The sequence below is a fragment of the Amycolatopsis echigonensis genome, from assembly GCF_014174495.1.
GTDB classification, from domain to species: domain Bacteria; phylum Actinomycetota; class Actinomycetes; order Mycobacteriales; family Pseudonocardiaceae; genus Amycolatopsis; species Amycolatopsis echigonensis.
Genome location: NZ_JACJHR010000019.1, coordinates 1 through 25,461 on the forward strand (window position 1 = coordinate 1; position 25,461 = coordinate 25,461).

At 70.4% G+C, this 25,461-nt stretch carries 23 protein-coding genes and 1 tRNA gene; 13 read left to right on the top strand and 11 right to left on the bottom strand.

The window, feature by feature from the left end; all coding sequences use genetic code 11:
- Positions 1–593 precede the first annotated feature (593 nt).
- A complete protein-coding gene (locus H5411_RS15370; protein WP_183124191.1) occupies positions 594–1,694 on the bottom strand; it encodes an aldo/keto reductase in 1,101 nt (366 codons plus the stop codon).
- A 739-nt stretch (positions 1,695–2,433) separates the two neighbouring features.
- On the opposite strand from H5411_RS15370, the gene H5411_RS15375 reads away from it, so the two are divergent.
- On the top strand, positions 2,434–4,686 hold the full coding sequence (locus H5411_RS15375) for an ATP-binding cassette domain-containing protein (protein WP_167441796.1): 2,253 nt from the start codon (positions 2,434–2,436) through the stop codon (positions 4,684–4,686).
- A gap of 169 nt (positions 4,687–4,855) precedes the next feature.
- Here H5411_RS15375 and soxR read toward each other — a convergent pair whose 3' ends face one another.
- Positions 4,856–5,308: a redox-sensitive transcriptional activator SoxR gene (gene soxR, locus H5411_RS15380; RefSeq protein WP_183124192.1), complete on the bottom strand. Its 453-nt coding sequence runs from the start codon at positions 5,306–5,308 to the stop codon at positions 4,856–4,858.
- Positions 5,309–5,493: 185 nt separating this feature from the next.
- On the opposite strand from soxR, the gene H5411_RS15385 reads away from it, so the two are divergent.
- From H5411_RS15385 to infA, 3 genes are all read left to right on the top strand, one after another.
- Entirely contained in the window at positions 5,494–6,426 is a 933-nt protein-coding gene (locus H5411_RS15385; RefSeq protein WP_312878297.1) for an NADP-dependent oxidoreductase, read from the top strand.
- 191 nt (positions 6,427–6,617) lie between these two features.
- Positions 6,618–7,409 (top strand): GNAT family N-acetyltransferase, encoded by a 792-nt coding sequence (locus H5411_RS15390; protein ID WP_183124193.1) that lies wholly within the window; start codon positions 6,618–6,620, stop codon positions 7,407–7,409.
- Positions 7,399–7,620: a translation initiation factor IF-1 gene (gene infA, locus H5411_RS15395; RefSeq protein ID WP_037818449.1), complete on the top strand. Its 222-nt coding sequence runs from the start codon at positions 7,399–7,401 to the stop codon at positions 7,618–7,620. The genes H5411_RS15390 and infA overlap by 11 nt, the downstream gene beginning before the upstream one ends.
- A gap of 42 nt (positions 7,621–7,662) precedes the next feature.
- On the opposite strand, the gene H5411_RS15400 is transcribed toward infA, so the two are convergent.
- On the bottom strand, positions 7,663–8,112 hold the full coding sequence (locus H5411_RS15400) for an SRPBCC family protein (RefSeq protein WP_183124194.1): 450 nt from the start codon (positions 8,110–8,112) through the stop codon (positions 7,663–7,665).
- 44 nt (positions 8,113–8,156) lie between these two features.
- Between H5411_RS15400 and H5411_RS15405 the strand changes: the two genes are divergently transcribed.
- Positions 8,157–8,747, top strand: coding sequence for a TetR/AcrR family transcriptional regulator (locus tag H5411_RS15405; RefSeq protein ID WP_183124195.1), 591 nt, complete (start codon positions 8,157–8,159; stop codon positions 8,745–8,747).
- A 30-nt stretch (positions 8,748–8,777) separates the two neighbouring features.
- Here H5411_RS15405 and H5411_RS15410 read toward each other — a convergent pair whose 3' ends face one another.
- A complete protein-coding gene (locus tag H5411_RS15410) occupies positions 8,778–9,038 on the bottom strand; it encodes a hypothetical protein (RefSeq protein ID WP_208637222.1) in 261 nt (86 codons plus the stop codon).
- 154 nt (positions 9,039–9,192) lie between these two features.
- On the opposite strand from H5411_RS15410, the gene H5411_RS15415 reads away from it, so the two are divergent.
- From H5411_RS15415 to H5411_RS15430, 4 genes are all read left to right on the top strand, one after another.
- A tRNA-Ile gene (locus tag H5411_RS15415) sits at positions 9,193–9,266 on the top strand.
- A gap of 133 nt (positions 9,267–9,399) precedes the next feature.
- Positions 9,400–10,050 carry a tyrosine-type recombinase/integrase gene (locus tag H5411_RS15420; RefSeq protein ID WP_183124196.1) on the top strand — a complete coding sequence of 217 codons (651 nt, stop codon included), beginning with the start codon at positions 9,400–9,402 and terminating at the stop codon, positions 10,048–10,050.
- Between the two features lie 415 nt (positions 10,051–10,465).
- Positions 10,466–11,233, top strand: a complete 768-nt coding sequence (locus H5411_RS15425; RefSeq protein WP_183124197.1) for an SDR family NAD(P)-dependent oxidoreductase — start codon at positions 10,466–10,468, stop codon at positions 11,231–11,233.
- A gap of 64 nt (positions 11,234–11,297) precedes the next feature.
- A complete protein-coding gene (locus tag H5411_RS15430) occupies positions 11,298–12,215 on the top strand; it encodes a LysR family transcriptional regulator (RefSeq protein WP_183124198.1) in 918 nt (305 codons plus the stop codon).
- Positions 12,216–12,220: 5 nt separating this feature from the next.
- Here the strand turns inward: H5411_RS15430 and H5411_RS47570 are convergent, their stop codons facing one another.
- Positions 12,221–13,093, bottom strand: a complete 873-nt coding sequence (locus H5411_RS47570; RefSeq protein ID WP_183124199.1) for a LysR family transcriptional regulator — start codon at positions 13,091–13,093, stop codon at positions 12,221–12,223.
- Positions 13,094–13,218: 125 nt separating this feature from the next.
- On the opposite strand from H5411_RS47570, the gene H5411_RS15440 reads away from it, so the two are divergent.
- From H5411_RS15440 to H5411_RS15450, 3 genes are read left to right on the top strand one after another with little or no spacing between them, the layout of a single operon-like run.
- Positions 13,219–14,019, top strand: coding sequence for a crotonase/enoyl-CoA hydratase family protein (locus H5411_RS15440; protein WP_183124200.1), 801 nt, complete (start codon positions 13,219–13,221; stop codon positions 14,017–14,019).
- Between the two features lie 53 nt (positions 14,020–14,072).
- Positions 14,073–15,140, top strand: a complete 1,068-nt coding sequence (locus tag H5411_RS15445; RefSeq protein ID WP_246368993.1) for an acyl-CoA dehydrogenase family protein — start codon at positions 14,073–14,075, stop codon at positions 15,138–15,140.
- The gene (locus H5411_RS15450) at positions 15,137–16,123 is read left to right on the top strand and encodes an acyl-CoA dehydrogenase (RefSeq protein ID WP_183124202.1); all 987 of its coding nucleotides are present in this window, start codon (positions 15,137–15,139) and stop codon (positions 16,121–16,123) included. Before H5411_RS15445 ends, H5411_RS15450 begins: the two co-directional genes overlap by 4 nt.
- Positions 16,124–16,167: 44 nt before the next feature.
- Here the strand turns inward: H5411_RS15450 and H5411_RS15455 are convergent, their stop codons facing one another.
- From H5411_RS15455 to H5411_RS15480, 6 genes are read right to left on the bottom strand one after another with little or no spacing between them, the layout of a single operon-like run.
- Positions 16,168–17,817: a class I adenylate-forming enzyme family protein gene (locus tag H5411_RS15455; RefSeq protein ID WP_183124203.1), complete on the bottom strand. Its 1,650-nt coding sequence runs from the start codon at positions 17,815–17,817 to the stop codon at positions 16,168–16,170.
- Entirely contained in the window at positions 17,814–18,950 is a 1,137-nt protein-coding gene (locus H5411_RS15460) for a CaiB/BaiF CoA transferase family protein (protein WP_183124204.1), read from the bottom strand. The genes H5411_RS15455 and H5411_RS15460 overlap by 4 nt, the downstream gene beginning before the upstream one ends.
- Positions 18,947–19,723, bottom strand: a complete 777-nt coding sequence (locus H5411_RS15465; RefSeq protein ID WP_183124205.1) for a crotonase/enoyl-CoA hydratase family protein — start codon at positions 19,721–19,723, stop codon at positions 18,947–18,949. Before H5411_RS15465 ends, H5411_RS15460 begins: the two co-directional genes overlap by 4 nt.
- Entirely contained in the window at positions 19,720–20,517 is a 798-nt protein-coding gene (locus tag H5411_RS15470; RefSeq protein ID WP_183124206.1) for an enoyl-CoA hydratase/isomerase family protein, read from the bottom strand. Before H5411_RS15470 ends, H5411_RS15465 begins: the two co-directional genes overlap by 4 nt.
- On the bottom strand, positions 20,514–22,085 hold the full coding sequence (locus tag H5411_RS15475) for an acyl-CoA synthetase (protein WP_312878302.1): 1,572 nt from the start codon (positions 22,083–22,085) through the stop codon (positions 20,514–20,516). Before H5411_RS15475 ends, H5411_RS15470 begins: the two co-directional genes overlap by 4 nt.
- Complete coding sequence (locus H5411_RS15480) at positions 22,082–23,239, bottom strand: thiolase family protein (protein WP_183124207.1); 1,158 nt, start codon at positions 23,237–23,239, stop codon at positions 22,082–22,084. Before H5411_RS15480 ends, H5411_RS15475 begins: the two co-directional genes overlap by 4 nt.
- A 374-nt stretch (positions 23,240–23,613) precedes the next feature.
- On the opposite strand from H5411_RS15480, the gene H5411_RS15485 reads away from it, so the two are divergent.
- On the top strand, positions 23,614–25,410 hold the full coding sequence (locus H5411_RS15485; RefSeq protein WP_246368994.1) for a CocE/NonD family hydrolase: 1,797 nt from the start codon (positions 23,614–23,616) through the stop codon (positions 25,408–25,410).
- Positions 25,411–25,461 lie beyond the last annotated feature (51 nt).

The following is a 25,461-nucleotide window of genomic DNA, read 5'->3' on the forward strand; positions in this document are numbered from 1 at the left end:
CTCTGGCGCACAGTGGATGGCAAACCGTGCCCGCGGGCGGCCCGGGCCGTGGTGTGGCGGGGAGCCTCCGGCAAGGGCGAACAGAGCCTCCGGCTAGGGCGGGCCAGACCCTGCCTCGGACCTCCTGGAGTTGTCCGGCTGGGCTATGTCGAGCGTGTCGGGCATCGCGGTCGGTCGAGTGAATTGGACCAGGCGGCAGAACCAAGCCGGTTGATGAGGCATGTCCGGCGAGTTGGACCTGCGGCGCGGATTCGGCGTCGCCGGGGACGGCCGCGCCGCGGGTCTGTCGGAGCTGTGCGACGGCCTTCGGTGGAGCGGCGGCCGCGCGCGAACTCCGCCCCGGCGGCGGGCTCAAGGACCCGCGCGAATGCGCTCTCGGCGGCCGCGCCGGAAGAATCTTTGGCGGGGAGACTTTCCCGCACGTCCCCAGTCCCGATCTCGCCCGCACACCCGCCCCCCCCCACAGCTCGAATTTCATGGTCGAGCAGCGATTCTGCGCCATCCCCCGGGGCTTGCGGCAAGCCCCGGGGTGCGCTATATCTTGAAAAGGGCGGAGGAAATCATTTTTCCCAGTGCGCGGAATCCCGCGCGGTTCACGCCTGCTTCGCCGGCACCCAGTTCCGCACCACCGGCCGATACCCCTCGGGTTTGTCGCCGACCTTCGCGCCGGGGTTGACCAGCCACGACTGGTAGTCCGGCGTGAACATCCGGTACGGCCCGGCCGGCGGCACCTCGCTCGCGCGGTCCATGGTCTCGCGCAGGTCGGCGGGCAGGGTGAAATCGAGCGCGTGCATCGTCGCGTCCAGTTGCCGTGCGCTGCTCGCCCCGACGATCGCCGACGCGATGCCCGGTTGTGTCGCGACCCAGTTGATCGCGACCTGCGCCATCGTCACGTTCAGCTCGTCGGCAACCGTCTCGAGCGTCTTCAGCAGCTCCCACTGCTGCGCAGTCCAGGCCCCGGACGCGCCGGCCAACCGGCCCTCGCCGCTGAGTCCTGCCGCCGAACTGCGGTATTTGCCGCTCAGGAACCCGCTGCCGAGCGGGCTCCACGCGGTGATTCCCAGTCCCAGCTCCTGAGCCGCCGGGACGTGCTCGGTTTCGATCGTCCGCTCGATCAGCGAGTACGGCAGCTGCAGACTGATCATCGGCGGCAGCGAATGCGCGTCGGCGAGCGTCTGCGCACGGCTCGCGTACCACGCCGGCACGTCGGACAGCCCGGCGTACCGGATCTTTCCCGCCCGCACCAGATCGTCGAACGTGCGCAGCACCTCCTCGACCGGTGTGATCCGATCCCACGTGTGCAGCAGGAAGAGGTCGAGATAATCGGTGCCCAGCCGGCGCAGCGACGCTTCCACTGACCGGATCATGTGCTTGCGGCCATTGCCGCCCGCGTTCGGATCGCCCGGGGCGACGCTGTTGGTGAACTTCGACGTCAGCACGAGCCGGTCCCGCTCGCCCGTCTCGGCGATGAACTTGCCGATCAGCCGTTCGCTCTCGCCCGCGGTGTAGAAGTCGGCCGTGTCGACGAAATTTCCGCCCTCCTCGACGTACTTGCGGAAGATCGGCCGCGCCTCCTCCTCGGACTTCCCGTACGCGGCGTGAAACCCGTCGACGCCGAAGTTCATCGTGCCGAGCGCGAGCCGGCTGACCCGCAATCCGGACCGTCCGAGCAGGTAGTAATGGTCAAGAGACATCGGGGTCCTCGCTCCGTTCCGAAAACACGCGCGGGACCGTGCCCGCCTGGCTCGGCCAGGGTGCCTCCGGAAAAATGGACCAGCAAGTCCAAAGTCTGCGGCTTGTCGGTGCTGAGCGGACCGGAGGCCCGGACGCGTTCGCTGTCGAGCGCGAAGCACGCTGCGGTCCAGACCGGATTGAGCGACGTGGCCGAAGCAAGGCCGACGTCGGTCGAGGCGAGTGATGCTGAGCGAGCGAACTCCGCTGAAGCACTCGACATCGACCAAAGCTGCTCGAACCCGGGTTGCTCGCACCGGTCGCGAAGCACGACAAAGCCGCAGCATCAGCGAAGGGACCAGCGACTGGAGCGAACCCCAAGCCGAATGTTCCGCACCGAATAATCCAACGCCGAAAATTCGCCTCCGAAGCTCGCCCAAGGCTTCCCGACACGTGCCACTCCTCATCGCTGCTCGCCGAAGCCCGCGAGGTTGCGGAGGCCCGCCAGGTCGCGGAGGCCCGCGAGGTTGCGGAAGCCCGCGAGGCTGCTGAAACCTGTGAGGTTGCGGAATCCCTTCGGGCCGCTAACGTCCTCGTGCCGCGGAAGCCCGTGGATCGCGGAATCCCGCCAGGTCGCCGAATTCTGCCAGGCCGAGGAAGTCCGTGAGTCCGCGGAAACTTACGAGCCCGTCGAAACCGCCAGTCCGCGATCCGGCGCAACCCATCCGAGCCGAACCCCCTCCGGGACGTAGGCTGCGAGACATGCCGTCGAACCTGATCAGCCTCCGCGGTGTGCGCACTCACAACCTGGCCGATGTGGACGTCGACATCCCGAAGCACCAGCTGGTCGCGGTCACCGGAGTGTCGGGGTCCGGCAAGTCGTCGCTGGCGTTCGCGACGCTGGCGGCCGAGTCGCGGCGGCAGTTGTACTCGACAATGCCCGCGTTCGTCCGGACCAAACTGCCGCACGATCCGGCGCCCGAGGCCAGTTCGCTCAGCGGGCTGACCACCGTCGTCGTGGTGGATCAGCGGCCGCTCGGGACGAATTCGCGGTCGACGGTCGGCACCGCCACCGAGGTGTGGACGATGCTGCGGATGCTGTTCTCCCGCCTGGGCGAACCGTCCGCGGGCTATTCGCCGGCGTACTCGTTCAACGATCCGTCCGGCATGTGCCCGGCCTGCGCGGGGCTCGGCACGGTCACCGACATCGACGGCGAGCGGATGATCGACCGCAGCCGTTCGCTCAACGACGGGGCGATGGTCTTCCCCAGTTTCGCGGTCGGCAGCTGGATCTGGAAGCGTTATGTCTACTCGGGATTCTTCGACAACGACCTGCCGTTGCGGGAATGGCCTGAGGAACTGGTGCAGTTCCTGCTGCACGGACCGACGCAGAAGCCGCCGAATCCGTTGCCCCGGTTCCCGGCCAGCGCCAAGTACCAGTCGATGGTCCCGCGGATCCGGCGGTTGCTCGTGGAACGCGAAGCCAAGCCGGGACCGGCGGTGCGGGCAGCATTGGCCGAGGTGACCCGGCAGCGGCCGTGCCCGGACTGCGACGGCAGCAGGCTCGCCCCGGCCGCGCGGGAGAGCCGGATCAACGGCGTGTCCATTGTGGACCTCGGATATCGCGACGCGGCGGGGTTGCTGGAATTCTGCGCCGGGTTGGACCACGAGTGGGCGCGTCCGCTGGTGGCCGCGCTGCGGTTGCGGCTGGAATCGATGATCACGCTCGGCCTCGGGCATCTGCACTGCTACCGCGCGACACCGACGTTGTCCGGCGGCGAGTCGCAGCGGCTGAAACTGGTGCGGCACCTGGGATCCAGCCTCACCGACCTCACCTACGTCCTCGACGAACCGACGGACGGGCTGCATCCGGCCGACGTCGCGTCCCTGGTCGATGTACTGCGGCGGTTGCGTGATCATGGCAACACGGTGCTGGTGGTGGATCACCACGAAGCGGTGATGGTCGCCGCGGATCACGTGATCGACCTGGGGCCAGGAGCCGGAGAAGCGGGCGGACGCGTCGTGTTTCACGGTCCGCCGGCGGAGTTGCGGAAGGCCGACACGACGACCGCGCGAGCGTTGCGCACCGGCGTCCGGCTCAAGGACACGCTGCGAGAGCCCACCGGCTGGCTGCCGTTGCGCGGGTTGGACCGGCACACGCTGCGCGATATCGACGTCGACGTGCCGACTGGCGTGCTCACCGTGATCACCGGGGTGGCCGGGTCCGGGAAGTCGACGCTGGCGGGCGAACTCGCCGAGCGGCACCCGCGGTTCACTGTCGTCGACCAGAGCCAGATCGTCGCGACGGGGCGGTCGACGGTCGGCACCTGGCTCGGACTGGCCGATCCGGTGCAGCGCGCGTTCGCCGAGGCGAGCGGCGAGTCGCCGAAGCTGTTCAACCCGCGTTCGCAGGGCGGGTGCCCGGCCTGCCGCGGCACCGGCGTGCGGCGGACCGACCTGGCGTTCCTGGAGGACGTCGACACGCCGTGCGAGGAGTGCGACGCGACCGGATTCCGTGCGGAGGCACTGGAAACGCGGCTTGAGGGGCGCACGGTGCTCGAAGTGCTGGACACGCCGGTGTCGGCGCTGGCCCGGTACGTGCCGCATCCGGACGTGGTCCGGCTGGCCGCGCTGCTCGGCGAACTGGGTCTCGGGCACCTGGCGAGCGGCCGCACGCTCGACACGCTGTCGGGCGGCGAGCGGCAACGGCTGAAACTCGCCCGCCAGCTCGACTCGACCAGCGACGACCTGCTCGTCGACGAACCCACCGCGGGCCTGCATCCCAGCGACACCACGCGGATGGTCGCGCTCCTGGACCGGCTGGTCGACGAGGGCCGGACGCTCGTGGTCGTCGAACATTCGCTGCACGTCGTCGCCGCGGCGGACTGGGTGCTCGACCTCGGCCCCGGCGCCGGCGAGAACGGCGGCCAGGTGCTCTACACCGGCACGCCTAAGGGGCTCGCCGAGCACGACGGCGCGACGGGACGGTACTTCCGGGCCGCGCTCGGCGGTTAGGACGGCCCATTCGCCGCGGCCAGGCTGACCGGGCCGCCCCGGCGGCTCGACCTCGTCGTGGGCCAAGGGCCGTATGGGCCATCCGCGAGCAGCGACGGCCAGCCCGCCTCCCGTGAGCCGCCTTCACGGGCTCTGATTCCCTCAGGGCCCGCGAAACTCCGGCGAGGAGCTAGTGCGGAAACCGTCGCGCCCCCGCGCCGCCCTGCCCGAGAACGTCGTCCGGATTCGAGTACGGGCAGGATTTCAGCGACAGGCATCCGCAGCCGATGCAGTCGGTGAACCGGTCGCGCAACGCGGTCAGTTCCTCGATCCGCGCGGTGAGGCGCTCGTGCCAGCGGCGGGAGATGCGCGCCCAGTCGCGTTTGGTCGGGATCCGCTGGTCCGGCAGTTCGGCGAGCGCTTCCTTGATTTCTTCCAGCGACACCCCGACCCGCTGCGCGGTCCGGATGAAGGCGATCATGCGCAGCGTGTCGCGCCGGTATTCGCGCCGGTTGCCGCTCGTGCGCCTGCTCGCGATGAGCCCGCGGCTCTCGTAATAGTGCAGCGTCGGCACGCTGACACCGGCGCGTTCGGCGATCTGTCCCGGCTTCAGCCAGACGACCTCGCGCGTGATCTGGGGCATGGCAGCTCTTTCCGTGCTTGACATCAAGTCCGCTTGATGAAGTCCACTGTAAGCACCGCCCAGCCGGCGGCGAGGATCGCGCGTGAAGGGGATTTTGTGACGACTACGACCCTGCAGGCAGATGCGGCGCAAAGCGTTGCGGAAATGGCGGAATTCGTCCGCACGACCGCGAAGGCGGTGGCGTGATGTCCGGGATTCCGACGGTCATGCGCGCGGCCGCGATCGACGAGTTCGGGCCCGCGGAACGGCTGACGGTCCATAAATTGCCGACGCCGGTCGCGAAGCCGGGAGAAGTGCTGGTACGCGTCGAGACCGCCGGCGTTCAGCCGACCGACGTCGCGATCCGGGACGGCTGGACGCCGCCGGGCGCGACCATTGAATTCCCGCAGATCCTGGGCAACGAGTTCGCCGGGACGATCGTCCAGGCCGGCGCGGGAGTGACCGAATTCGAGACAGGACAGCAGGTTGCCGGATTCCGCGTGCTGGGCTGCTACGCCGAGTACCTCGCTGTCCCGGCCAGCCAGGTGGTCGTCAAGCCCGAGAACGTCGATTGGCTGACGGCGGGGGCGTTGTCGGCTTCCGGGCAGACTGCGCACACCGCGTTGGAGCGGCTCGGCGCCAAGTCCGGCGAGACGATCCTGATTCACGGCGCGGCCGGCGGCGTCGGCTCGATGGCGGTCCAGTTGGCGCGTCTCCGCGGGCTGCGGGTAATCGGGACCGGCAGCGAGGAGAACCAGGAGTATCTCCGCACGCTCGGTGCCATACCAGTGGTGTACGGCGAAGGCGAACTCGACCGTCTCCGCGAAGCCGTTCCAGACGGGATCGACCTCGCTTTCGATACCGCGGGACACGGGAACCTTCGCATCGCAGCGGAACTGGTGGCTGATCGCGGCCGGATCGGGTCCATTGTGGAGCCTCCGCTGGCCGCGGAACTCGGCGCGCAGTGGCTCACCAGCGACCGTTCCGCCCGGCGGCTCCGCGAACTGCTGGACCTGTGCGCGCGAGGACAACTGCGGGTGACCGTCCGGTCGGAGTACTCGCTCGACGACGCCGCGAACGCCCATCGCGAGGTGGCCGCCGGACACGGTCGCGGCAAGGTGGTGCTGCGGATCGGCTGAGGAGAAGTTAATTCGGTGGACGGGGCCCGGAGCGCGCCGTTATGGTTCGCCTCGACCGTGACTCGACGCCAGGAGGTGAGACCCATGAACGCTGTTTCGATGTGGGTGCTCCCCGTGTCGTCACGGTCGGGCGACTGACGTAGGGGTTGCCAGGAGCGCCTTGAGCGAAGGCACTCCGAAAGGTGACCATCATGGACACTCTGCGTTTCACCGCGGGCGAACCCGCGGTGCGCATCACCCGGCTCGGACCGGGACTATGGCAGGCACTGGACGACGGCCGGGTCGCCGGTCGCGGCGAGGCCACGACCCGGCCAGACGGACGGGTTTTCCTCAGCGTCGACGCCTGGCACCGCTCCGTCTTCGACCAGCTCGCCCGCGAGATGCTGGCCGCGGTGCCGGACCCCGTGCACACCGTGGTCGACGAAACCGACCGCGAACTGCTGGACGGCTGGCAGCGGGCCGGCCTGACGGTCCGGCGGCGCGAGTGGGAGTACGTCGCGCCCACAGACCCGCAGGTCACCGGACCGGTCGGGCTGCCGTCGGGCGTCGCGTTCGTGCCCGCCGGATCCGCTGACGAGGGTCCGTTGCGCGAGCTCGACCGCGTCATTCGCGCCGAGGTCGAGGCGACTGTCGGCTGGTCGGAGATGCCAGCCGAGGTGCTGCCTCGCGCGGCTGGCGACACCATCGTGGACCCGTCGAAGTACGCCGTGGCGGTCGAGGAGGGCGAGTACGTGGGCCTGGTCCGGGTGGTTCAGGTGACGCGCCTGCCTCGGATCGGGCTCATCGCCGTCCGTGCTGATCGGCGCCGCCGCGGCATCGCGCGCGGGTTGTTGACCCACACGCTCGACGTCCTGCGCCAAGCGGGCATCCCGACGGCATCCGCCGAGGTGAACGAGGCCAACGCAGCGGCGACGGCGCTGTTCGAGGGCATCGGCGCGCGGCGGGCGAACAGCACGGTGGAGCTGATGCGCCATGGCCGGTAAGGGCGGGATCGAAGTCGAGGGAACCGTGGTCGAGTGCCTGCGCGACGCCCGGTTCACCGTCGAACTGGCGAACGGGCACCACGTGCTGGCCCACATCAGCGGCAAGATCAGGAAGAACTTCATCAAGATCGTGCCGTTCGACCGGGTCCTGGTGGAGTTGAGCCCGTACGACCTCGACCGGGGCCGGATCCTGTTCCGGTACCGGAACTAGCCGGTCCGCCCTTGCGGTCCCGGCCGGGGCCGCAAGGGCGAGTCAGCTCGCTTTCGCGACGGCGAGCCGGGTCAGCGCGGCGCACTTCCGGCCGAAGTTCGCCACGATGTCGTCAGCGATGATCCGCACCATGACCGCCCGCAGCGGGGTGTCGAGGACGACGCGCTGGGTCAGTTCGGCCCTGCCGGCGGCGGCCGCGACGCTCAGCCGGAGGTCCATCTTCCCGAACGGCACGGGCTGGCAGAGCCCGAGTTCGCGTCCGGGCCGCCAGCTCGTGAAGGTGAAGTCCTTCGCGAGCTTCGCGTGCACGCTGCCGCGGAGTCCGCCGCTGGGGTAAAGGAATCCGGTCGAACCGGCAGCGGCCGGTCCGTGCAGCACGACGCGCGCGACGTCCGGGTCCCAGCGTGGCCAGTTCTCGACGTCGGCAAGGACGTCCCACAGCGCGGCCGGGTCGACGGCGAGGGTGCGGGCGGAGGTTTTGTCCCAGGTCATGCCCTGAAGATATACGGAACTGCCAGTATCGTAAACTGTGGGCCATGACGCACAACCGGCGCGGACGGCCGCGTGAGCAGGGAATCGACGCGGCAGTGCGGGCCGCGGTCAACGAGCTGCTGGAGGAGGTCGGCTACCAGAGGTGCACGGTCGACGCGATCGCCGCGCGCGCCGGCGTCGGCAAGGCGGCTCTGTACCGGCGCTGGAAGTCCAAAGCGGAACTCGTCTTCGCCGCAGTCGTGCACGATGACGCGATCGCGGCACCGCACGACACCGGCACTCTGCGTGGTGACGTAGCAAGCGTTCTCGCCGACATTCAGTCCGCTTTGGACGGACCACAGGTGCGAAACGCCTTGCCCGGCCTGCTTGCCGACCTCCGCGCCGAGGACGGCCCCACGGCCCGGCTTGGCGAACTGTTCCTGATCCGGGAACGGGCGTACCTGGCCGAAGTGCTCGACCGCGCGATCGCCCGCGGCGAACTGGCCCGGCGACCCGAGGTGCCGGTAGTGCACGCGATGCTGCTGGGTTCGGTTTTCGCCTGGTTGCACCTTCTTCGCGAGGCAGTGCCGCCGGGCGGTCTCGCCGACGCGCTCGCCCCCGGCTTGTACGGTGCCATCATTGAGCTAGGCAGGTGATTTCTCTCGTGGCCGCAACGGATCCCGCACTCACCGCCGAGGCCGAGGCGACGGCTTACGCCGGGACAGTTCGTCCGCGATTATCGCCTCCATGCGGGTGCTCGTGCTGCGAAGGACGCGGTATCCGCGACATGCCACCACGATTACCGCAATCCCGACAACCGCGGCGATCGACCAGGCCGGCCCGTGCGAAACCAGGGCGTCGCGATAGTCGCGGGCAAGATAGCCCAGTCCGAGCCCGGCGGCGAGAGCGTCGAGAAGCGCGAGCGGAACCCGGCCGGGCATGGTCATGGCGGCCTCCTCTCGGGACCCGACCCCCTGCAATCTAGGCGACCGGAGGCCCGCACGAGGGGTCTCGACCCGATCGGCCTACGCCCCCGGCCCGCGCGGGGCCTGTGCTAAGTTGACTCGAACTGGGGGGATCGACCTGCGGAAGCGAACCCAGGGGCCGGTAGCTCAGTTGGTTAGAGCAGGGGACTCATAATCCCTTGGCCGTCGGTTCGAGCCCGACCCGGCCCACTCTACCTCCCCTTGTATAGGGTCTGACCTGCGAAAACGCTGCTGTTAACGATCTTGACACGTGGTTTGGCGGCGATACCGGGGCGGGCGCGGCGCTCGTAAAGCAAGGGACTGGACGAATTCGGCTGTTTTCATGACCGCCGTTGAGGTGCTGGAGCGACGCATCAGGGAGTTCGTCTCGGACTGGAGAACGCACCTGAGGGCCAAGAACCGCGCCGACTCGACGATCGACGCCTGCCTCGACAGCGTGGCCATGCTGGTCAACTACCTCGACGACGAGAACATGCCGATGCTGGCCCCTGAAATCGGCCGCCGGGAGCTGGAGCGGTATTTCGAGTACCTCCGCCAGCGGCCGAATTTCCGCACCGGCGAGTCGCTGTCGCACAGTTATATCTCCAAGCAGTATCGGCACCTGCAGCAGTTCTGGCGCTGGCTCGACGACGTGGAAGAGATCGTCGAGTTGTCCCCGTTCTACAAAATGGAGGTGCCGCACGTCCCCGACAATCCGCCGACGGTTCTGCGGGAAAACGAGCTGAAGAAGCTGCTGGCCACAACGAAGGGGAAAGGATTTGCCGAACTGCGGGACCGGGCGATCATTTTGGTGCTGATCGACTGCGGGGTCCGGGTCGGCGAACTGTCGCTGTTGACGGTGGCGAATCCGGCGGAGCAGGAACGTGGCAGCTTCGATTTCGACGTCGATGTCGTCCGCGTTCTGGGGAAGGGCCGTCGGGCGTGCGACGCGCCGTTCAACCCGGCAACCGTGGAAGCTCCCGAAGTGCGGTGAGCACGTGTGCCGTCAGGTCGCCGGGATGGACGGCGGAGAGGCTGCCCCCACGCTTGCCAACCGGGGTCCGTACGGCTTCGACGATGACGGCATCGCGCGCAGGGTCGGCTCTCCTTGTGTTCGTCTGGGTCGATCCCAGGAAATGTCGCTGCTGGCCGGGCGCAGAGCGTGAGGGGCGAGGCCGGCCGCCGTGTCCGCGTCTGGGCAATGCCTTGACGTGCCAGCCATACAGCGTCGGGTGCGCGGAGTTCGTACCTCATAGGCAGCGGCTCACGCACGCATTGCGGTTGGGTCTTTGCCGGGCGATCCTCCGGATGGTTCGGTGAAGCCAGGTTGGCGGGCGCCGTCATGCGCGAGGAGGACGGTATGGCCAACGCCGCCGTCTTCGGACTTCTCTGACCTCGAAAGGCGACCCATGCAGCTCGAGAACCTCACTACCGCGATCACCGGCGGCGCCTCCGGGCTCGGCCTGGCCACCGCCCGCCGGCTGGTCAAGGCAGGCGGCCGCGTCACGTTGATCGACCTGCCCGCCTCCGACGGCGCGGCCGTCGCGGCCGAACTCGGCGACCGGGCCCGCTTCGTGGCGGGCGACGTCACCGATCCCGATTCGTTCGCTGCGGCGCTCGACGAGGCCGAGACCCAGGGCGAGGGACTGCGCGGTCTCGTCCACTGCGCGGGCTCCGGCCGCAAGATGCGCATTCTCGACAAGGACGGCAAGGCCGGGTCGCTGGAGGACTTCGAGTTCGTCATCAAGCTCAACCTGGTCGGAAGCTTCAACGCGCTGCGGCTTGGGGCCGAGCGGATCGCCCGCCGCGACGTGGTCGACGGGGAGCGCGGAGCGATCGTCCTGACCGCGTCGGTCGCGGCGTTCGAGGGCCAGATCGGGCAGATCAATTACGCCGCGTCGAAGGCAGGCGTGGTCGGCATGACACTCGTCGCCGCGCGCGACCTGGCCTCGAAGGGAATTCGGGTCTGCACGATCGCCCCGGGCATCATGGACACGCCGCTGCTGGGCCGGCTGCGCGACGACGTCCGCGCCGCGCTCGCGGCCAGCGTGCCGAACCCGCACCGGCTCGGCACGACCGACGAGTTCGCGCTGCTCGCAAGCCAGATCTTGGAAAACGGCTACTTGAACGGCGAAACGATCCGCCTCGACGGCGCCATCCGGATGGCGTCGCGCTGATCCCCGCGCCGGCCGCGTCCGCTCGCGCCAGCGCGAGCGGACGCGGCGCGTCTAGGATGCCCGCGTGGATCCGCAGCATGTCCGGTACTTTCTCGCGGTGGTCGACCACGGCAGCGTCAACGCCGCCGCCGGAGCTGTCGGCGTGGCCCAGCCGACGATCTCCCAGGGGCTGCGCTCGCTTGAACGGGAGCTGAAGACGCCGCTCTTCTATCGCATCGGCCGCGGCATGGTGCCGACCTCGGCCGGCCACGCTCTCGTGGGCCCGGCGCGGACCATTCTGCGCGACATGGCGACCGCGGCTGGTTCCGTGCCGGACGCCGAGGGCCGGCTCAACGGCCGGGTCGATATCCGGGCGCATCCGGCGGTGGCCAGCGGGGCCCTGCCGCTGATCGTCGCGGAATTCCACCGGCGGCATCCGCAGGTGCGCGTCACGCTGGCCACGATGTATGACGAAAGCCGCGTCGACGAACTCTTGCACAACGCGGTCTGCGAGGTCGTTGTGGCCCACTTGCCGGTCGCGTGCCGGGCGGCGGAGAGCCTGACCACGCTCGCGCTCGGCACCCAGGAGTACGACCTCGTCCTCCCGCCTGGCGAGGACTCGCCGCAAGTCGGTTCGCTCGCCTGGGAGGACCTCGACGCGGCGATGATCGTGGTTCCGCAGGGAACTGCCCACGCGCAGCGCATGTATGAGGCGATGAGCCCCGGCCAGCGGGCCCGCCGACCGGCGGTGGTGGTGCAGAACCGCGAGGCGCGGCTCGCCTTCGCGCTTGCCGGCGCCGGACCGACGTGGGTCGAGCGCTCGTTGCGGGATACTGCCCTCCAGCACGGCGCGCGCGTCCGGGAAATGGTTCCGGCGCTGCCAGCCCGATACGGACTGGTCTACCACGACGAGTCGCTTTCCCCGCCCGCGCGGGCGTTCCTGAACGTTGCCGCGGAGATCGCCGGGACGACGCCGGAACCGGCTCCGGCGTCCGAGGCCTGACCGCGTCAGGCCGGCCCGGCAAGCGGGAACGTCGCCAGGAAAGCCGTGGCCGCGGGCGAAAGCTGGTCGGCACGGTAGACGCACGCCACCTCACGCCGGATGTCCGGGTCGAGCCCGCGCAGCTCGACGCCGGTCAGCTGCCGCTCGGCGATGCCTTCCGGCATCACGGCCATGCCCGCGCCGAGCCGCACCAATTCCCAGGTGACCTGCCGGAATCCGCTGCGCACTGTCGCGTCCCGCGCGGGTGGCAGCGCCTCGGGGTGCTCGACGAGATCGGCCAGCCGGTCGTCGACGCCGCGGATCAGCGGCAACTTCGCGAGCATGGCCTGCGGGACCGGATCGGGCAGGTCAGCCGCGAGCTGGGGCGTCATCGCCAGGACCATCCGCTGCGGCCCGATCGGCCGGACAGTCAGCGACGCCGCTTTCAGCGGGAGCGTGGCGAGCCCGAGGTCGGCGTGGCCCTGGCGCACTTCGGCGACCACCCCGCCCACATGCCCGGGGTCGGTGATCCGCACTTCGACGTCCGGGTGCCGGGTGCGGAACGCCTGCACCAGGATCGGCAGCGGATGGAGCGTCACGTCGGCGACCGCGCTGATCCGCAGCTGGCCGGCCCGAAGCTCGCGGACCGCGCCGACCCGGTCGCGCGCCACCGCGACATCTCTGAGCACGCGGCGGGCAGCCACCTCGAACGACCGTCCGGTGCCGGTCAGTTCGAGGGCGCGGCCGGTCCGGTCGAACAGGTCCGCGCCGAGTTCGCGTTCGAGCGATTTGATCGCCTGCGACAGCGACGGCTGGGCGATGAAGAGGGCCTGCGCTGCCTTGGTGACGCTGCCGTGGTCGACGACCGCGATGAAGTACTCGACGAGCCGTAGGTCCACCCGCCGAGCATAGGCGAGCGGCCGGATAGGCGCGGCCTATCGCTTCGGGCGTGGCTGCGTCTTGGACCCGGTCCGGCGCGGAGAGCAGAGTGAGGCTGCAATGCCGTCGACCGGACAGGAGCAGCATGGCGACACCGCTACGCGTCGAGCGCGCCGACGCGATCGAGACATGGACCCTCGACCTGCCCGCGCAGCGCAATCCGATCTCCGGCCCCGACATGATCGACGCGCTGGTGGCCGCGGCCGACCGGGTCAACCGCGACAGCACCGTCCGCGCGGTGGTCGTGACCGGTGCTGGCAGTGCCTTCTCGTCGGGTGGCAACGTCAAGGACATGGCCGGCCGCGCCGGGTTGTTCGGGCACCCGCCGGTCGGGCAGCGCACCGCGTACCGGGACGGGATCCAGCGCATCCCGCGGGCATTGCACGCCTGCGAGGTCCCGCTCATCGCGGCGGTGAACGGGCCGGCCGTCGGGGCCGGCTGCGATCTGGCGATGATGTGCGACCTGCGGATCGCGTCCACGACGGCGTTCTTCGCGGAGTCGTTCGTGAAGCTCGGCATCATCCCGGGCGACGGCGGCGCGTTCTTCCTGCCGCGGGCGGTCGGCGCGGCGCGGGCCGCGGAGATGACACTCACCGGCGATCGCGTCGACGCCACCACCGCCATGGAGTGGGGCATCGTCTCGCGCGTCGTCGAGCCCGACCAGCTGCTGCCGACCGCTTTCGAACTGGCTCGGCGAGTCGCGGCCAATCCGCCGCACGCCGTCAGAATGGCGAAGAGGCTGCTGCGCGAAGCCGAAGGCCGCAGCCTCGACGGCGTGCTCGAGCTGTCCGCCGCCTACCAAGCGATCGCGCATCAGACCGCGGACCACCACGAGGCCGTCGCCGCGATGCTCGAAAAGCGCCGGCCGAACTTCCAGGGGGCGTGATGCGTCGACGGATTTCGCTGTTACCGCAAGGAAAACGAGAGAGCGCCGAACTGATGGCGCTGCGCATGGAGGTACGCGAATTCGTCGCCGCGCAGCTCGAGGACGGCCATTTCACCCCTGACGTCGACAGCTGGCTCGGCGGCCACGACCCGGCGTTCACCAAGGCGCTGGCCGCACGGGGCTGGCTCGGCATGACGATCCCGGTCGAGTACGGCGGCCACGGTCGCGGCTTCGGAGAACGCTTCGTCGTCACTGAGGAGCTGCTGGCCGCGGGAGCCCCGGTCGCGGCGCACTGGATCGCCGACCGGCAGGCCGCGCCGTCTCTGCTGAAGTACGGCACCGAAGCGCAGAAGCGACGGTACCTGCCGGGAATCGCCGCGGGGGAGGTGTACTGGGCGATCGGGATGAGCGAGCCGGACACCGGCTCCGACCTGGCCTCGGTGCGCACCCGGGCGGACCGCGCCGAAGGCGGCTGGCGGATCACCGGGACGAAGGTCTGGACGTCCGGCGCGCACCACGCAGACGCGTTCTTCGCGCTGGCGCGCACCGAGCCGCCCGATCCCGAACACCGGCACGCAGGCCTCAGCCAGTTCATCGTCGAGCTGTCCTCGCCGGGCGTCGAGATCCGCCCGATCCTCGCCCTGGACGGCTCGCATCACTTCAACGAGGTCCGTCTCGACAGCGTCTTCGTGCCGGACGACCTGGTACTGGGCGCCATCGGCGACGGCTGGACCCAGGTTACGTCCGAACTCTCCTACGAACGCAGCGGGCCGGAACGTTTCCTGTCGACCTACCGCCTGCTGGCCGGTCTCACCCGAGACGCGGATGCCGCGGTCGGCGCGTGCGTCGCGCGGCTGGCCGGGCTGCACCGGATGTCGTCGGCGGTCGCCGCGGGTCTGGCCCGGCACGAGGACGTCTCCACCGCGGCGGCCGTCGTGAAGGTGCTGGGGACGACGTTCGAAGGCGACGTCGCCGATCTCGCCGACCGGCGGACGGCGCCTGGTGACGAACTCGCCGCGCTCGTCCGGCGCGCCGTCACCCATCGACCCGGATTCACGCTGCGCGGCGGTACCAACGAGGTGCTGCGCGGCGTGATCGCACGAGAATTGGGGCTGCGATGACCGAACTGCCTGATCCGCCCTCGGCCGACCCGGACCTGGTCGCCACCGTCCGCGAGGTGATCGCCGACGAGAGTCCCGGCCGGTGGGACCGGCTGGCCGGGCTGGGCCTGACCCGGCTGACCGCGCCGGAGGCCGAAGGCGGAAGCGGAGCCGGCTGGCGGGAAGCGGCCGTGGTGGTCGGCGAACTGGCTGCCCAGGGCAAAGCGCTCCCGGTCGGAGAGCACGACCTCCTCGCCGGATGGCTGCTGCGCTCGGCGGGATTGCCCGGGGACGACCGCCGCCGGACCGCGGCGATCCTCCGCGACGGCACCGCGGCGGAGGTCCCGTTCGCCGCCGAGAGCGAGCGCGTCGTGTGCTTGTGGCAGGACGGCCCGGTCTGGCGGGTCGCCGACGTGCCCGCGGATTCGCTCACGATCACGTCTGGGGAGAACCTCGCGGGCGAGCCGCGGGACACCGTCACTGTCGCGGACGAGGTGGCCGGTGCGCCGGTCGGCCCGGCAGTCGCCGGGCAGTTCGAGTTGCGGGCCGCGCTGCTGCGCGCGATCCAGGTCGTCGGCGCGCTCGAAGCGGCCTGCGCGCTCGCGATCGAGCACGTGACGACCCGGAAGCAGTTCGGCCGTCCGCTGGCGAAGTTCCAGGCCGTCCAGCATCTGCTGGCAGATCTGGCGGCGGAAGCGACGCTCGCACGGGCCGCTGTGGACGCGGCGGTGGACACCGCCGCCGCCGCCGATTCCCCGGACGAGTTCGCCGTCGCGGTCGCGCGCTCGTGCGCGGGCCATGCCGCTTCGGTGGTCGTCCGTCACGCACACCAGCTGCACGGCGCGATCGGGACCGCGCAGGAGCACTTCCTGCACCGCCTGACCCTCCCGGTGCTGGCGTGGCGAGCGGAGTACGGGACCACGGAGCAGTGGGACGCCCGCGTGGCCGCAACCGCGTCGGCGGCCGGGCCGGACGGTCTCTGGGGTCTGGTCACCGGCACCTGACGCAGAACGGAAAAGCGGCCCTCGCCGGCCGCTTTTCCGTTCTGTCACAGCTGTTTGCGCAGCTCGGCTTTGAGGATCTTGCCTGCCGCGCTCGAGGGCAGCTTGTCGATCACGTGCACCTCGCGGAGTTTCTTGTACGGCAGCACTCGCTCGGCGACGAAAGCCTGCAGCTGCACCGGATCGATCTCCGCGCCCGGCTTCGCGACGACGAAGGCGACCGGGAGCTGACCGGCTGCCGCGTCCGGGCGGCCGACGACGGCGGCGCCGTCCACGCCGGGGTACTGCACGATCAGTTCCTCCAGCTCCCGCGGATACACGTTGTAGCCCTTGTAGATCAGCATGTCCTTGAGCCGGTCGCTGATGAAGACGAAACCCTCCTCGTCCACGCAGCCGATGTCGCCGGTCCGCAGCCAGCCGCCCACGAATTGCTCCGCGGTCAGCTCGTCGTGGCCCAGGTAGCCATCACTGACCTGCGGGCCGCGGACCCAGAGCTCGCCGTGCTCGTTCGGGCCGAGGACCGTGCCGTCGGGGGCGCGCACTTCCAGAGTCGTGTCGGGGACCGGCTGGCCGACGCTACCCAGCTTGCGACGGGCTCCGTGGAACGCGGGGGACGCGGCGACCAGGCAGGTGCCCTCGGTCAGTCCCCAGCCCTCGTTGAGCATGGCCGACGGGAAGACCGATCGCAGCGCCTTCATCGTTTCGAGGTCGATCGGGGCGGCACCGGACGACACCACTTGCACGGAGGTGAGATCGCGCGTGCGGGCGCTCGGGCAGGCGAGCAGGGCGTGCCACATCGTCGGGCTGCCGTTGAGGTAGGTGGCGCGCTTTGACTCGATCAGGCCGAGCATGACGTCCGGGTCGAACCGGCCCATGATCACGATCCGCGCCCCGGCGGTGATCATGAACAGGGTGTTGATCAGCGCCTGCGCGTGGTACATCGGCCCGGCGACGACCGACACGCCCCGCCCCGCCTGCAATCCGGTGTCGTCGCGGCCGAAGGACCTCAGCTCCAGCTCGCCGGAAGCCAGGTCGATCGCGTACCCGCCGCGCCAGGCGACGGCCTGCGTCACGTTGGCGATCACGTTCCGGTTCAGCACCCGCACGCCCTTGGAGACGCCGGTCGTGCCGCCGGTGAACGCCAGGTGCGCGATGTCCTCGGACGTGGCCTTCGGCGCGGGCGGCTCGGTCGGCTGACCGGCGGCGTAGTCCGCCAGCGAGAGCACGTCCGGCGGATCCTGCGCGGCGGGCGCGGCCGCCGACCCCGCTGTCGTCACGACGCGGCGGACGGCGGTGCCCTCGGCCGCGCGGAGTGCCGACTCGACGTGGTCGGGGTGACTGAGGACAGCTACGGCGCGCGATTCCTGGATCTGGTGCCGCAACCCGTCGACCGGGTGCAGGGGATTGGCGGGCGACACGGCGGCGCCGGCCAGCTGCACCCCGGTGTAGGCGACGACGTAGTCACGGCCGTTGGGCAGGTGGAGCAGGACCGTGTCGCCGGGTCCGAGTCCGTCGGCGTGCAACGCGTGCGCCAGCGCTGAGCTTTCGGCGAGCAGCTGCGCGAACGTGACTTCCTCGGCACCGTCTTCGATGACGACCTGGTCGGCGAACCGGCGGCAGACGGCGGTCAGCAGCTCGCCGACGGAGACGGCCGGGTAGTCGAGGCGGCGGGGGATGGGGTCGGGCCAGTAGGTCATGCGACGGTCCCTTCTTCGCGGAGCGCGGCGACCTCGGCGGGGCCGAATCCGAGTCCGGCGAGGATCGCGTCGGTGTGGGCGCCTGCGGAAGCCGGAGCGGCAGGCGAAGCTGTTGCGGTAGCGGAGAAACGCGGTGCGGGAGCGGGGTGGACGACCCCGTCGACGGTCATAAAGGTCCCTCTGTCCCGCAGGTGCGCGTCGCGGGTGGCTTCGGCCATCGAGAGGACCGGCGTGAGACAGGCGTCGACCCCGTCGAAGTGCGCGACCCACTCGTCGCGGGTGCGCGTCGCGAAGGCGCCAGAGAACAGCTTGCGGGTCTGCTCGAACGTGGCGGCGTCCGTCTGCCGTGCCGGATCGATCCGGTCCGCCAACCCCAATCCTTCGACGAGGGCGCGGAAGAACGCCGGTTCGATCGCCCCGACCGCGACGTACTTCCCGTCCGCGCATTCGTAGGTGTCGTAGTAGGGGACGCTGCCGTCGAAGAGGTTGACGCCGCGCTCAGTGGGGGACCAGCGGCCCTCCGCGGCGAATCCCCACGTCATCGCCATCAGGAGCGCGGCGCCGTCGACCATTGCGGCGTCGACGTCCTGGCCGGCGCCCGTTTCCCGCGCGCTGTGCAGCGCCGCGAGCAGCCCGAAGGCGAGCAGCATCCCGCCGCCGCCGAAGTCGCCGACGAGGTTGAGCGGCGGGACGGGCTTGTCGTCCGGCCGTCCGATCGAGTTCAGCACGCCCGCCTGGGCGATGTAATTGATGTCGTGCCCCGCCCGCGCGGCCAGGGGACCGGTCTGGCCGAACCCGGTCATCCGGCCGACGACGAGACGAGGATTGGTCGAGCGCAGCACGTCCGGCGCGAGACCGAGCCGTTCCAGCACCCCGGGCCGGAATCCCTCGATCATCGCGTCCGCGCGGTCGAGCAGCCGTCGGACGACGGCAATTCCGTTGGGGGACTTCAGGTCCACCGCGATGCAGCGGCGGCCGCGGTCGAGCACCGGGTTGGGCGCACGCCCGGCGTCGCCGGGGCGATGGATCCGGATCACGTCCGCACCGGAGTCGGCGAGGAGCATCGCGCAGAACGGCCCGGGGCCGATCCCGCCGAGTTCCACGACGGTCAGTCCGGCCAGCGGCCCGGTCATCGCCCCTGCCACTGCGGTGCTCGCTTCTCCGCGAAGGCCTGTGCGCCTTCCTTGGCGTCGTCCGAGGCGAAGACCGGTTCGGTGATCTCCCGCTGCCGCGCCCACCGCTCGCCGGCGGACCACTCCGGCGATTCGGCGAGGACCCGCTTGGTCGCCCGGACCGCCAGGGGACCGTTGCCCGCGATGGTCCGCGCCAGCTCCAGCGCGGCGGCGAGCGCTTGCCCGTCGTCCACGAGCCGGTTGACCAGCCCGAGTGAGGCAGCGCGCGGCGCGTCCAGGAAGTCGCCGGTGAGCGCGAGTTCCATGGCGACGGCAGGGGGGATCCGTCGCGGCAGCCGCAGCAGGCCGCCGGCGACCGCTACCAGTCCGCGCTTGACCTCCGGGATGCCGAACTTGGCGCCGCGCCCGGCGGTGACCATGTCGCAGGCGAGCATGAGTTCGCAGCCGCCCGCGAGCGCGTAGCCCTCCACCGCGGCGATCATCGGCTTGCCCGGCGGCGTGATCGTCATGCCGCCCAGACCCCGCCCGGGAATGCTGGGGCGTTCGCCGCGCAGGAATGCCTTGAGGTCCATCCCGGCGCAGAACGTGCCGCCTGCCCCGGTCAGGACGCCCACGGCCAGATCGTCGCGTGCGTCGAGTTCGTCGAGCGCGTCGGCAATGCCTTGCGAGACGGCCATGGTGATGGCGTTGCGGGCCTGCGGCCGGTTGATGGTGACCACCAGGACGCCGTCCTCGGCGCGGGTGAGCACTTCGGTGCTCGGGGTCTCGGTCACGGGGCGCTCCTCGGGGCGGGGGATTCGACTTGCCAGCGGCCCTCGAACCGAGGCTCCTCGCGGGCGGCGAACGCGCGTTTGGCCTCGGGTGCGTCGGTGGCGAAGTTGACGGCTTGCATGGCGGCCTCGAGTTCGAGCGCTTCTTCGAGCGGCGAACTCCAGGCACGGTTGAGCAGCCGGCGGGTCTGGGCCAGCGCGACGGGAGGACCAGCGGCGAGCCGCTCGGCGAGCGACGCGACCTTCGCGTCCAGGTCGGCAGGGGAGACAAGGAAGGTCACCAGACCCAGTTCCCGGGCCTCGTCCGCCTCGACCATGTCCCCGAGCAGGGCCAGCCGGCGCGCCTGCAGCAACCCGACCGCGCGGGGCAGCAACCAGGAGCCGCCGGCGTCCGGGGACAGCCCGCGGCGGGCGAAGATCTCGCAGAACCGCACGCTGGGGTCGGCCACGACGAGATCGCAACCCAGAACGAGGTTGGCCGCCGCGCCGACAGCCACGCCTCGGACCCGCGCGATGGTGGGCTGGGGCAAATCCTGCAGTGCCGTCACGATCTCGGTCCACTGGCGCATCCGCGCAACCGGGTGGCGGTCCCGGCCGGGCCGGCTGAGGTTGGCGCCGGAACTGAAGTCGCCGCCCGCGCCGGTGAGCACGACGACGCGAACCGCGTCGTCGTCCGCTGCCGCCCGCAGCGCGTCGCGCAGCTGGACGACCGTGTCGGCGTCGAGAGAATTCCGGGTGTCGGGGTCGTCGAACGTGAAGGTCCGGACGACGCCGTCGTCGGTCACGCGCAGGCTCATCGCTGGCTCCCGGCTGTGGTGTCTCGTACGAAGTCGCGTAGCACTTCCTTGCGAACCTTCCCGCCGCTGTTCATCGGCAGCGCGTCGACAACGACGAGCCGGCGCGGCACCTTGTACGACGCCAGCCGGGCGCAGCCGTGCGATCGCAGTTCCTCGGCAGTGGGCGGCTCGCCGTCGCGGGGCACGACGACCGCCACCGGGACTTCGCCCCAGCGTTCGTCCGGGGCGCCCACGACCGCGACGGAGCCGACTTTCGGGTGCGCGGCAAGGACATTCTCGACCTCGGCGCAGTAGACGTTCTCCCCGCCGGAGATGATCATGTCCTTGATCCGGTCGACCACGTAGTAAAACCCGTCCTCGTCCACCCGCACCAGATCGCCGGAATGGAACCAGCCGCCGCGGAACGCTTCCGCGGTCTGCTCCGGTGCGTTCCAATAACCGGTGGTGACCGTCGGCCCGCGGTAGACGATCTCGCCGACCTCGCCCGGCGGGACGTCGCGCATCTGCGCGTCGACCACCCGCACCTCGACACCGAGCAACGGCCTGCCGATCGACGCCGGCTTGTCCTCGACGTGTTCGGGCTGCAGCACCATGGCCGTGGCGTAGGTTTCGGTCATTCCGAAGGCGGAGGTGAGCGCGACGGCCGGGAAAGCCGCCCGGATTTCGCGCACCAGCGCCGCCGAAGCCGGGGCCGCGCCCCAGTTCGCCCACTTCAAGTGCGGGAAGTCGCGGCCGGCGATCGACGGATGGCGCACGATCGCCTGCCACTGCGCCGGGACGAAGAAGCTCAGATTGACCCGCTGCCGGTCGAGCACGTCGATGATCTCGCCGGCGTCGAAAGCGCCGCTGGGATGGACGACGAGCCGGCCGCCGACGAGCAGCGTGTGGAACACCGAGGCGGACCCCGCGACGTGGAAGATCGGCACCGCGCACAGCGTCGTCCGGCAGTCGCGGCCGTAGCCCATGTGCGCGATGCGCAAGGTGGCCCACAAGTGAAAGCCCTCATGGGTGAGGACCGCGCCCTTCGGCCGTCCGGTGGTGCCCGAGGTGTAGAGGATCAGCATCGGCGCCGCGGGGTCGATCCGGCGCTCCGGCAACGGTTTCGCCTCGGCGAGAGCCTGTTCGTACGCCGGGCCGGCCACCAGCCGGAACCTGACGGAGGTGCTCTCCGCGGCCGTGCCGGCGAGCGCGTCGAGACCGGCGTCGGTGAGCAGGGCGGACGCGCCGGAGTCGGACAGCTGGTGCCGGATTTCGGGCGCGGTCAGGCGGAAGTTGAGCAGGACCGCGATCGCGCCGAGCCGGCTGAGCGCCACGATCGCCTCGACGTACTCGGCTCGGTTGGCCAGCAGGACCGCGACGCGGTCGCCCACGGTGACGCCGCGCTCGGTGAGGGCACCCGCGAGGCGGGCAGCCCGCGCGTCGAGTTCGGCATACGTCCGATCGGTGTCTCCGAAGGTGACCGCGACCCGGCCCGGGTCGGTGCGGGCGTGCCTCGCGACGTACGCCGCGAGGTGGGTGCCCATGCCGTGTGCGGCCTCGATGTCTCCGCGCGACGTCTCCTCGCTCACAGCAGTTCGAGGATCGTCGCGTTGGCCATGCCGCCGCCTTCGCACATCGACTGCAGGCCGTAGCGGACACCCTGGTCGCGCATGTGGTGCAGGAGCGTGGTCATCAATCGCGCGCCGGATCCGCCGAGCGGGTGGCCCAGCGCGATCGCGCCGCCGTTGGGGTTGAGCCTGCGGTAGTCGGCACCGGTCGCGGCGAGCCAGGCGAGCGTGACGCTGGCGAAGGCCTCGTTGATCTCGAACGCTCCGATGTCGTCGATGCTGAGCCCGGAGCGTTTGAGCGCCTTCTCTGTTGCCGCGATGGGGCCTTTCAGCATGGTGACCGGGTCGGTTCCGACCACGGTGCCGGTGTGGAACCGGGCGATCGGCGTCCAGCCGTGCCGGGCGGCGATCTCGCTGGTGGTGACGAGCAGCGCGGCGGCCCCGTCGGAGATTTGCGAAGCGTTGCCGGCGTGGATGACGCCGTCCGGCTTGAACGCGGGCTTGAGCTTGGCCATCGACTCCAGCGTGCCGCCGCGGCGAATGCCCTCGTCGGTGTCCACCACGCCGTTCGGCGTCGTGACCGGTGCGATCTGTCCGCTGAACCGGCCTTCGTCGACGGCCGCGGCGGCCCGGGCGTGCGAATCGAGGGCATGCTGATCGAGCTGCTCGCGAGTGAGACCGAATTCCTCGGCGATCATCTCCGCGCCGAGTCCTTGGTTGAAACCCTCGACGCCGTAACGCTTCTTCACCGCCGGGCCGAAGGGTTCGCCGAGCCCGGCGGCGGCCCGGGCCGAGCCGATCGGCACGACGGACATCATCTCGACCCCGCCGGCGACCGCGATGTCGTACTGCCCGGCGACCACCCCCGCCGCGGCCTGGTGCACGGCCTGCTGCGACGAGCCGCACTGCCGGTCGACCGTCACCGCGGGCACCGACTCGGGCCACCCGGCGGCGAGCACCGAGTAGCGGCCGATCGAACCCGCCTGCGCGCCGACCTGGGAGACGCAGCCCCAGATCACGTCGTCGACCAGCACCGGGTCGAGACCGACGCGTTCGGCGAGCGCGGTGAGCACGTGCGCGGACAGGTCGGTGGGATGGAGCCCGGCCAAGGCCCCGGTGGGCTTGCCCCGGCCGACCGGGGTGCGCACCGCGTCGACGATGACGGCATCACGCATGAGATGACCTGCCTTTCGAGTCTGATGTGGACAGTCGTCGGTTCACAGCCCGATCGACTTGCTGATGATGGTCTTCATGACCTCGCTGGTCCCGCCGTAGATGCGCGAGACGCCGCGGCGGCCGTCGCGCAGCCCAGTACGACTGCGATGGTCAAGGGAACGATCAAGGCACGCGAACGCATTACGATCTCCTCGCTGTCGCGCGGCTGGCGATCGGAAAAATCGCGACGGACCGTAAACATTCACCCGCTCGAATTACCAGACTTGTCGCTCAATCGTGACGATCGCTCAGGGCCCGGCGCGAAGACGCGTAACCGATTCGCCGCCCGCCCGTTGGGGGTGGTGCTGGGAGCGGCGGGCGGAAGGCGGGCGTGATGCGACGAACGTGGGCACTGGCAGCCGCGGCGATGCTGTTCTCGGCGGTGCCGGGCACAGCCGCGGCGAGCACAGCCAGCTTTTCCGTGACGACGCTGCATTTCAGCGTCCTGGCCGGGCCGGGCGGAGCGGAGCGCTGCGACATCGTCGGCGATCTCTACCTGCCCGCGGACGCGGGACCGCGGCACCGGGTGCCGGCCGTGCTGACCACCAACGGGTTCGGCGGCTCCAAGGACGACCAGGCCGGGCTCGCGCGCTATTTCGCCGGCCAGGACTACGCGGTGCTGTCGTATTCCGGGCTCGGGTTCGGCGGTTCGGGCTGCAAGATCACCCTCGACGACCCTGACTGGGACGGCCAGGCCGCGAGCCAGCTGGTGAGTTTCCTGGGCGGCGAGAACGGGATCGCCTACGCCGACGCGGCGCACACCCAGCCGGTGGCGGGACTCGACTCCGTCGTGCACGACCAGGTCGACCACGCGGGCAACCACGACCAGTACGACCCGCGGGTCGGCATGATCGGCGGCTCCTACGGCGGCGAAGTCCAGTTCGCGGCGGCGTCGGTCGACCCGCGGATCGACACGCTCGTCCCGCTGATCACCTGGAACGACCTCTCGTACTCGCTCACCCCGAACAACACCGACCTGCGCAGCGGCGTGACCTCCAACGGCTCCGGCGTCACCAAGCTGACCTGGCCGCTGCTGTTCTTCTCCGAGGGCGCGCTGCTCGACAGCGCGACCGGTTTCCAGTACGACCCGTCGCGGGTGATCGGCTGCCCGAACTTCCCGACCGAGGTCTGCACCGGGCTCGCCGAAGCGGGCACGCTCGGCTATCCCACGAGCGACCTGCTGGCCTTGCTGCGGCACGCGTCGGTCAGCACCTACTCCAGCCGGATCCACGTCCCGGTGCTGCTGATGCAGGGGGAGAACGACACGCTGTTCAACCTCAACGAGGCGGCCGCGACCTACCAGACGCTGAAAGCCCAGGGCACACCGGTGAAAATGGTCTGGCAGTCCTGGGGACACTCGGGCTCGACGCCGGCGCCGGGCGAGCTCGATCTGTCCAATCCGGACCCGGGCACGCAATACGAGACCGCCCGGGTGGCGAGCTGGTTCCGCCAGTACCTCGCCAACGGCCCGGCCGACACCTCCCCGGGGTTCGCCTACTTCCGCGACTGGGTGCCCTACACCGGGATCGCGACCCCGGCCTACGGCACCGCGCCCGCCTACCCGGTCGGAAGCCCGACGCGGTACTACCTTTCCGGCACCGGCCTGGTCACCGATCCGGCGCGGATCGCGGCGGGCTCGCAGAGCTTCGTCACCCCGCCGGCGGGATTCCCGACCAGCTCCTCGGGCATCGACGCGTTCTCCCCGAACCTGCCGCCGGACTCCAACCTTCCCGGCACGTACGCGTCGTGGACCGGGGCCGCCCTGCCCGCGGCCGTCGACGTGGCCGGGACGCCGACGCTCGACGTGCGGCTGCAGGCGCCTACCGCGGCGCTGACCAGCGCGACCGGGCCGGCCGGTCAGCTCGTGCTGTTCGCGAAGGTCTACGACGTCGCCCCGGACGGCACGGAAAGCTTGGTGCACAACCTGATCGCGCCCGCACGGGTGGCCGACCCGACCGCGCCGGTGCACATCACGTTGCCCGCCATCGTGCACCAGTTCGCCGCCGGCCACGCGATCCGCGTCCTGCTGGCGAGCGGCGACCTGAACTACCGGGGCGGGCTGGCCCTCGCGCCGGTGACTGTCAGCACCGGCGACTCGGGCCAGGTCCTCACCCTGCCCACGACCGGCTGACCGGCTTCCCTCCGCGCAGGCCGCGAGTTGAAGGCACCGTCGCGTTGCCCG